Here is a 7875-nt window from a genome sequence, read left to right as displayed (position 1 = left end):
CTTCTTCAGCAAAAAGTGTTCTGTCGCAAGTCCAATTTTCGCTGAAAAGATGGGCATTTCGTGTTTAAAACGCCGGAGACGACCCAAGCCTCATCGGTGGATCAAGGCTTAGCGCCGAGGGGCAGGAGCTGCCAGGTAATTGAATCGGCCAAGTCCTTGTTGAAGCGGTCGAGCATGAAGTCCCGATAATTGAGGACGCTGGTCTGCAAGAAGGGGTAAACCATCTCGCCCAAATCGGCGGCGTAGAGGTGCACCGCGCGGTTACGGTACCCGACGAGAGCTGTGACGTTGGCTGCCAAGGCCGTGCCGTCAACACCTGTCGGGAAGAGCTTGTTGATGACCACCTGCTTGAGTGCATCTTCAGCCGCCAGCGTCCGGTAGGGCTCGTTGCGCTTCTTAGGGTAGAAGATGCGCTTTCCCGCCTGCCGTAGGGTCGCCTTCAGCGCGAGTTCCCAGGCGTTAACGACGAGAACCACGGTGACCTCGTCTCGGTACTCCATTCGCGGCTTGTTGTAGACCTCAATCGCTGCCAGCATTGCCGAGAGTGAATTCGCGACGAGGCGCCGGGAAGAGACATAGGGCTGCGGCACTTTTCATCACCTCGGTCAGGAAGATCGTCAATGACCGAGCTTAGAGCTACTGACCGAGAACTCTGAGCAATCATGAGAAGGGCGGCGGGTCGCTGCAAGCTACTAATTTAGGGGCCAATCTAAAAGCTGTCTTTGTCGTCCGTAGGCCGGTCCGTTATAGGAACCCTGACCGGGCGGAAAACTCAGGCCTTTTCGGACCCTGTCCCGTCGCGCGGAAGACGCTTGAAAGGTCCTCGCCCCGGCTGGACCCGTTCAAGCCGGCAATCGATGCCTGATGCTGAACAGGTGCCCTATATTTTTGGTCAGGGATTGTGCTGTTGGCTTCTGGTTAGATGTAGTTCAGGATTTGAGCATCAGGTTCAGAGGCATTGGCAAAGGACAGCCGGGCCTTGCATCACTACTCGCGCTCAGGGGGAAGCGGACGATGAGCGGAATAGACGATCTCATACCCAAGTCCGACGACCGTTGGACTACCGCCACAAGACGAGCGCAAGGCATTGCAGACCTGGGCCTGGGCGGTGCCCTAAAGACCTATTACACGCTCTATTTCCCGGCCGAGGTGATCATCCTTATCACGGCGGGAACCGTCGGTGGGATGCTGGCCTTCGGCGGCAAACCGGCGGACTGGCCGTCCTTCTTGGTGTTCGGATTCTTCCTTGCAGTGCTGGGTGCTGCCATCGGGGGACTCATTTACAATGCGAAGAAGATCGCGCCCGCAGCGGAGATGGGCAGGATCGACGTACTTCTCTCGCTAGAGGACGAAGAACGCAAGGACATCCGGCGCCAGGTCCTCGGGAAGACAGCCGTTAACCCGGATCACCTTGTCGTTTCGCGGGCCGCGGCCGTGCAACTGCGGAAGAATCTTGCCACTCAGCTCATGTGGATGCCCATTCTTCCGCTGATATTCGTTCCCCAGGTCCTACGAGGACCCGGGTTCATCTCATGGTTCATGGCGGCTGGTGTGGCCGTCTTAGTGATTGGAGCGATTTACGGTGTCCGGGACTTCCAGCGCACTGGCAGGTTCCTTGACCGCACGGCAGAGCCGGGCGCCCCGGGCGCAAAGGCACCACGAAAGTGACCCGCTCGAGGATCCGCTAACGGGCAGCGTGAGCAGGAGAATCAGTGCTTAGACGATAGCCCCGTTATCGAACTGCCGTAGCCGGGAAGATCGGCGCGGCAGGCCCCAGGCCCAGTACGCCATCATCAGGCCTGCGGTTGCCGCTCCGCCTGCGTAGGTCAGGGGCGAGGACCATGAGCCGTCAGGTGTGGGGATCACTAGGGCTAGCACGACAGCAGTTATGGCCAGAAGGACCTCCGCGGCCGCCTGCAGTAACCTTGCCCGGTACTGGGAGTAGGCCAACCGGACGAGCGGAATGATTGGCAGCAGGAACAGGCCGAGGCTAAAGACCGGGTAGATGACGTTGAACGTGAAGATCACCAAGCCCAGCACCATCAACCCCAGGAACTTCAGCAGCTGGACAGGCTTGAGCTGGTCCTCTGGTGTCCACCGGCTGAGCAGGAGTCCCCATGCGGGCAGGCCGAGCAGCCAGCCGCCGGCCCAGAAACCCAGGTTCAGAAGTGCCAGGGGAACCAGCAGGGCGCCGGGCAGCAGGAACGCCACGGCTTGCCGCAGCGACGGCAACTTCCGGGCGGGACCGAAGATGCAGACTCCGATCAGCAGGTATGCCGCAACATAGCCAGGCAGCAGCTCGATCACCGACCCCCAAGGCGAGCCAAACATTAGGAGCGTCAGCGCGGCGACCATCACGCAGACTGCCGCGAAGGTCCATGGTTGTCGGCTCTCTGTAGCATTCACAGCTCGACCCTACTGCCGGTTCGTGTCCGATTACCGGAACTGCAAACTGAACGGGTAGTTCTCGCACGTGAGCATTTAGGACCTGAGTTACCCGTTGGAGTGTCCGGTAAAGGTTCCCTGAGCGAGCGGGGCTATCAGGGCGTGAAGGGGGCGACGGGGCCCGTCAGAACCAATGCCAGACGTCCCTCATGAGCCAAACGAGGAAGGTGGCGAAGGCGAAGGGTGGAATCAAGTACAACACCCAGGTACCGGGCATCTGGCGCTTGGTCATGCTTGCTCCCTTCCGCTACTAATCAGTCTACGGGGTCTCTGATCGCCCGGTGCGGAGCCGCTTAAGGGGGGCTCTCAGGGCTGGGCGTCACGGAGCCGCCGCCACAGCAGGTCGTTGGCCTGATGGCTTCTGGACCGTAGAATGCGGGCAACCGATCAGGGGTGAACCAGGAGGATGAGCATGTCGGCTCTGGTGTTTGGTTTGGTCGTCCTGCTCGGGGGCTTATTTTGCTTGGCAATCTCCAACCCGCTGGCCAAGCTGGTGACCAACTGGAATCTCTTCATCCATCAGGACGCAGACGTTCTGGAGGCCTATAGAAGTAGGAAACGTCGCGAGATACGACTGGTTGCGACGGTGTTCCTGGTTTTGGGAGGCGGCTTCATTATCGGGGGCCTTATTGGGTGGAGTCTGGGGGCCACATAGCTATCCGGCGGCCCCCGGTATGGAGATGTATCCGGAAAATAAGTCAGGATGAACCAGGCCCCTGCACCAAACGTCCCATGCTCGGCCTGTAGAGCATTCGCTGGCACTGGGCAGCGTCCTCGGTGGTCTTGGATCAGGCCGTCCTAGTGGTCCTGAATTACGTTGAGATACTCAGGGCTTTCAGGCAGGCGCGTGTTTCAAATCTTCGCTCAGCTAATTGCTATCGTCCCGCAAGGGTGTCCCATATAGAGCCTTTCAAAACGTTCCATAAGCCGGTCGATCACCGTGCCAAGAAACCGCGCCGCCACGTCCCGTGTAGGTGCTGGCTCAGTCCATGTACGTAAGACCCGCACGGTGATATGCACGGTGACGGGGGGATTACTGCAACTATGTTTCTTATGACTGGGATGAAGATCGGTTATGCCAGGGTCTCGACAAACGATCAGGATCTGACCACTCAACGAAATGCTCTCCTTGCCCTGGGTGTTGAAGAGAAGCAGATCTTCGTCGATCACGGACTAACGGGAGCGAACCGTGTGCGCCCCGGACTCCGTGAAGCGATGGCGGCATGCCGAGCTGGCGATACGCTCGTGGTGACCAAGCTGGACCGTTTGGCGCCGTCCCTTTCCGATGCCCGGGATATAGCCGATGAGCTGACGACCAAAGGGGTAGCCCTCAGTCTCGGCGGCAGCACCCACGATCCGACTGATCCGGTCGGCCGGCTGCTCTTCAACGTCCTGGGAATGGTGGCCGAATTTGAGGCGGATCTGGTCCGGATTCGCACCCGCGAGGGCATGGCGGTCGCAAAAGCGAAGGGGCGACTGAAAGGCAAGCAGCCAAAATTGTCCAAGACGCAGCGGAAGCATCTTCTGACGCTGCACGATGCCGGCGAGCATACTCAGGCCGACCTGGCCGAACTGTTCCGGGTGTCACGGACGACCGTGTACCGCGAACTCCAAAGACGCACCACGTGAGGACCGATGCCGGTGCCCCCTGTTAAGAGTGCGATTTTTAGGCTGAAAAAGACCGTCATTCCAAGGACGCCCGCGTCAAGCGATGCACCGCCGAGCGCCGCGCGTCTCGTTAGCTGGAGGCGCGCAACGTCTAAAGACACCAGCCATCCCGCTCTGCACGCGAGAGAACCACAAATTAGAGCGGAGACCGCGCGCTGCCTGGAGACTTCGGCTTCCGGCTTTGCCCAGCTAGCGCCCAGGTCTACTGCACGGGCCTCGCCTCGCTCGGGCTGTATGACTGTCTTAATCCTTCCTTCCTGGCCCCGGTAGAACGGACGAATAAGGCCCCACCACCCCTATCGACACTTTCTCGGACGAGGCCGAACGCGCTGGGCGTTAGGTTGTCCCCATGAGAGAGCCCCGCAAGGTCGGAGCGCTGGTGAGTCCCTTTGCGGCGTCTGGGCTATTTCCCCGGTTTGAATTTGAAAGCCTGCCGGAGAACGACCATGTACGCGGCGGCGGCACACACGAGTGAAACGATGATGGAGACGTACTTGCCGACGCCTTCGATTTCCCCCATTCGGCCGCCCATGATCCATACAGACAGGTAGGCAACTGCCCACCCGACGATGAAAGCAGCTACGAAGGCCGCGAAAATGAGCGCCCAGTAGCGCGCTGCGCTTCTCTTGCCCGCATCTTTGACCATCAAACTCAAACTCCCTTCAACCATGAACCGAACGCTCTGCCCAATGCACCGGCGCCCCCCGTCAATGCCCCAACTGCACCTCCCGAAACGCAATTCTGCGACGGCGTCCCCTCTCCGTCGATAAGGCCAGTGACTACTCCGCCAAGGCATCCGCCGGCGAACCCTCCGACGATCGGTCCCACTACGCCGTCAAGCGGCGCGGCGAAAAAGGCACCGACCACCCCGCCGATGACATCCCCAAGGAATGAATGGCCTGTGGGGTCGACGTTGGTGATGGGATTCGCGCCAGCGTAAAGGTAGGTGTTCTCTTCTTGTCCGGAGGGGTCCGGCTGGGTGAAGCGTCCGGTGGTGGGGTCGTAGTAGCGGGCGCCGAATTTGGTGTATCCGGTGGCGGCGTCTCTGTAGCCGCCGGCGTACTGCCAGGGATTGGCCGCGGCCTGCGCCCCGGTGGCGGTGGTGTTGCCCCAAGCGTCGTATGCGTAGGACGCGGCTTTGGCCTGGGCGCTGTCGGTGAGAAGGATCGTTGAGCCGAGCGCATCGGCCGTGTAGTAGAAGCTCGCACCGGCACTGTTGCGCATGCTGATGAGCGTACCGTCCGGGTCTCGGATAAACGAGGTGTTCGCCCCGGCGGTGGTTTGCCTCGTGGTGCCGTGGGACCCGTTGAGGAAAGTGGTGGCTCCGGCGGTGGTGCGTTCGGTGTTCGATGACCCGGCGTAGGCAAAGTTCGTGGCCCCGGCTGCGGTCATTTGGTCGAAGGCATTCCAGGTGAAGGTGGGTGGGCCGGCTTTGGTGGTGTTGCCGTTTCCGTCGTGGGTGTAGGTGGAGGCTCCGGACGGCGGTGCCGTGCAGGCTGCTGCGGAGTTGCCGGTCCAGCAGAGCTGGTCTGCGGCGTTGTACGCGGCATGGACTGTTGAGGCCCCGGTTTTGGCGGCGGTGAGCCTGTTGCCGTTCAGGTCATAGGTCCAGGCCTCGGTGACGGTGCCGGTGACTGCGGTTTTGAGCCGCTGCACGGCGTCGTAGGTGTAGGTGGTGACGGACCCGGTTTCGGTCGTCATGGTTTTCCGCAGCGCGCCGTCCCTGGCAATGGCACCGCCCGTGGTGTACGTGTAGGCACGCTTGGCGAGGACCGCGGCGGCGGTATTGGTCGCGGTGATGGATGCGATCCGTCCGGCGTTGTCGTAGACGGTGGTGTTTTTCACCCCGGTCGGGTAAGTGGTTGCGGTGCGTCGGTTGTTGTCGTCGTGGCTGAACCCGGTGCACTTGGTGGTGTTGGGGAAGGCCGGTGTGGCGGGGCAGGACCCGCCGGGTTCGGCCAGGGCGGTCAGCCGGTTGGCCGCGTCGTAGCGGTAGTTCACGGTCCCGGTCGGGTCGGTGAAGCCGGTGACGTTGGACGCCTGATCGTAGGCAAGGGAGGTGGTGCCGCCGCCGGTGGTCTTGGCGGTCGGCCGGTTCTGGACGTCGTAGGAGTGGGTTGTGGTGCCGGCGGCATCTACGCGAGTTTTGAGGTTGCCGTTCGGATCGTAGGTGTAGGTCACGCAGGTCGCCGGGACGCAGGTCCCGTAGCGGGTCTGCAGCAGCCGGTCGTTGTCGTCGTAGGCGTAGGTGGCGATCTGGTTCTTGCCGTCCTTGCTGGTTGCTACCCGGCCTGCGGCGTCGAAGGTGTTCGTGATGGACCCCAGCGGGGCGGGGCGGGCGATGGTGACCGGGTTCCGGGCGGCGTCGTAGGTGATGGAGGTCGTGTTGCCCTTCCCGTCGGCCGTCGTGCAGAGCTGGCCCCGCAGGCTCCCGCAGGTGGTGCCGGCCGCGTCGCCCTTGTACCGGTTGACGGTGGTGCCGCCACCGGCTGCGCCGCCCGGGGTGATGGTCTGGTACGGGCGTTGGGTGGCCGTGTCGTAGGTGTAGTTCGTGACGTTGCCTTCGCTGTCGGTGGAGGAGAGGGGCTGGAACTCCAGCCACGCCTCGCCCGCGGTGGGGGCGGGGTAGGTGTAGTCGACCTGCTTGCCGGTTCCGCCGGTCGCGCCGGCCGGGGACGTGATGTTCTTCAAGGTGTTGTTCGGGTTGTACGTCGAGGTGGTGAGGTTGCCCAGGTCATCAAGGCGGCTCAGGTGGTTGTCGTGGGTGTCGAAGGTGTCGGTGGTGATGTTGCCGAGCGGGTCGGTGATTGAGGTGGTTTGGCGGGCGGCGTTGAACTTGTAGGTCGTCACGCGCCCGGCGGTGTCGGTCAGGGTTGAGGTGGTCGGGTCGACCGCTTGCAGGGTGTGGGTCGTTGAGGCGGCGGGGTCCTGGATTCTGTCGGCCACTTCGGCGATCTGGCCACCGTTGGTTTCCCAGCGCTCACTCCACCCGGGGGGCGGAGAAGCGGCGGAGTTGGAGCTGTCGAACCCGAGGCCGCCGATCAGCGCGGCTCCGTTGCTGGCCGTGGTGATGCTGCCTACCTCGATGCTGGTGGCGGCGTAGCTGCTGTCCACGGCGGTCGCGACGGTGCTGTCCAGGGGTGTGGTGGTGTTGACACCGGTGTAGGCGCTGATGCCGCCGCCCCACTTCCTGGCGGTGCTGAGCGTCCAGGTGTAGTTCGCCGGATCGGAGGAACCGGCCACCCGGTAGTAGGCGAAAACCCGTGCCCCCGAGGACTCTGAGCTGTTGATCGGCAGCCCGTCGGCGATCGCGGTCCATCCGGCCGGGACAGCGGCCGTGGGGTTCCGGTCCGCGGTGAAGGATGCGACCAGCAGGTCCCCTGCAGCCCGCCCTGCCGGGGCGGGCAGGGACACGGTGGTGGTGTCGGTTTCGGTGGATGCGGTGCTGAAGCTGCGCTGGGCAATCGCGGGTGTGCCGGCCGGTTTGAGGGCGGTGCGCCAGGCGGCGACTGCCTTGGCGTGTGTGTGATCGACTATCTGTAGGCCGTTTCAGCCGGAGAATCATGCCGTGTTGGTGGCTGGTTTCCTGCCAAAAGAGCGCTAAGAATCAGGCCGGGCACTTCCCTCCTCATGATGGATTCGGGGAGTGCGCAGAGATTGAGATCACCCGGGCCCGGGCGGTTCCCAGTGTGTTGGGAACATGGGCCCGCCACCCCCAGATAGGTTCCTTACGGCGCTGCCATTGCGAAGCGTGTGCGCCGG

Annotated in this window: 6 protein-coding genes; 2 read left to right on the top strand and 4 right to left on the bottom strand. The window is 62.4% G+C overall.

Annotation, left to right across the window (positions count from 1 at the left end; genetic code table 11):
* Positions 1-101: 101 nt before the first annotated feature.
* Positions 102-590 carry a DUF3644 domain-containing protein gene (locus ACZYX4_RS17435; protein ID WP_463878315.1) on the bottom strand — a complete coding sequence of 163 codons (489 nt, stop codon included), beginning with the start codon at positions 588-590 and terminating at the stop codon, positions 102-104.
* Positions 591-936: 346 nt separating this feature from the next.
* Between ACZYX4_RS17435 and ACZYX4_RS17430 the strand changes: the two genes are divergently transcribed.
* On the top strand, positions 937-1668 hold the full coding sequence (locus ACZYX4_RS17430) for a hypothetical protein (protein WP_463878312.1): 732 nt from the start codon (positions 937-939) through the stop codon (positions 1666-1668).
* A gap of 48 nt (positions 1669-1716) precedes the next feature.
* Here ACZYX4_RS17430 and ACZYX4_RS17425 read toward each other — a convergent pair whose 3' ends face one another.
* Positions 1717-2406 (bottom strand): hypothetical protein, encoded by a 690-nt coding sequence (locus ACZYX4_RS17425; RefSeq protein ID WP_463878310.1) that lies wholly within the window; start codon positions 2404-2406, stop codon positions 1717-1719.
* Between the two features lie 1092 nt (positions 2407-3498).
* Between ACZYX4_RS17425 and ACZYX4_RS17420 the strand changes: the two genes are divergently transcribed.
* Positions 3499-4074: a recombinase family protein gene (locus ACZYX4_RS17420; RefSeq protein ID WP_463878308.1), complete on the top strand. Its 576-nt coding sequence runs from the start codon at positions 3499-3501 to the stop codon at positions 4072-4074.
* 442 nt (positions 4075-4516) lie between these two features.
* Here ACZYX4_RS17420 and ACZYX4_RS17415 read toward each other — a convergent pair whose 3' ends face one another.
* Both ACZYX4_RS17415 and ACZYX4_RS17410 read right to left on the bottom strand, forming a co-directional pair.
* Positions 4517-4783, bottom strand: coding sequence for a hypothetical protein (locus ACZYX4_RS17415; RefSeq protein WP_463878305.1), 267 nt, complete (start codon positions 4781-4783; stop codon positions 4517-4519).
* The gene (locus ACZYX4_RS17410) at positions 4765-7527 is read right to left on the bottom strand and encodes an RHS repeat-associated core domain-containing protein (protein ID WP_463878303.1); all 2763 of its coding nucleotides are present in this window, start codon (positions 7525-7527) and stop codon (positions 4765-4767) included. Before ACZYX4_RS17410 ends, ACZYX4_RS17415 begins: the two co-directional genes overlap by 19 nt.
* Between the last annotated feature and the right edge of the window lie 348 nt (positions 7528-7875).

Source organism: Pseudarthrobacter leeuwenhoeki, from assembly GCF_055412885.1.
Note: the sequence above shows the minus strand (reverse complement) of the source record. Positions and strands in the feature narration are given on the sequence as shown.

Excerpts from the sequence above, each read along its gene's own strand:
- ACZYX4_RS17420 (WP_463878308.1), top strand. The coding sequence starts at position 3,499 with ATGACTGGGATGAAGATCGGTTATGCCAGGGTCTCGACAAACGATCAG.
- ACZYX4_RS17415 (WP_463878305.1), bottom strand. The coding sequence starts at position 4,783 with ATGGTTGAAGGGAGTTTGAGTTTGATGGTCAAAGATGCGGGCAAGAGA.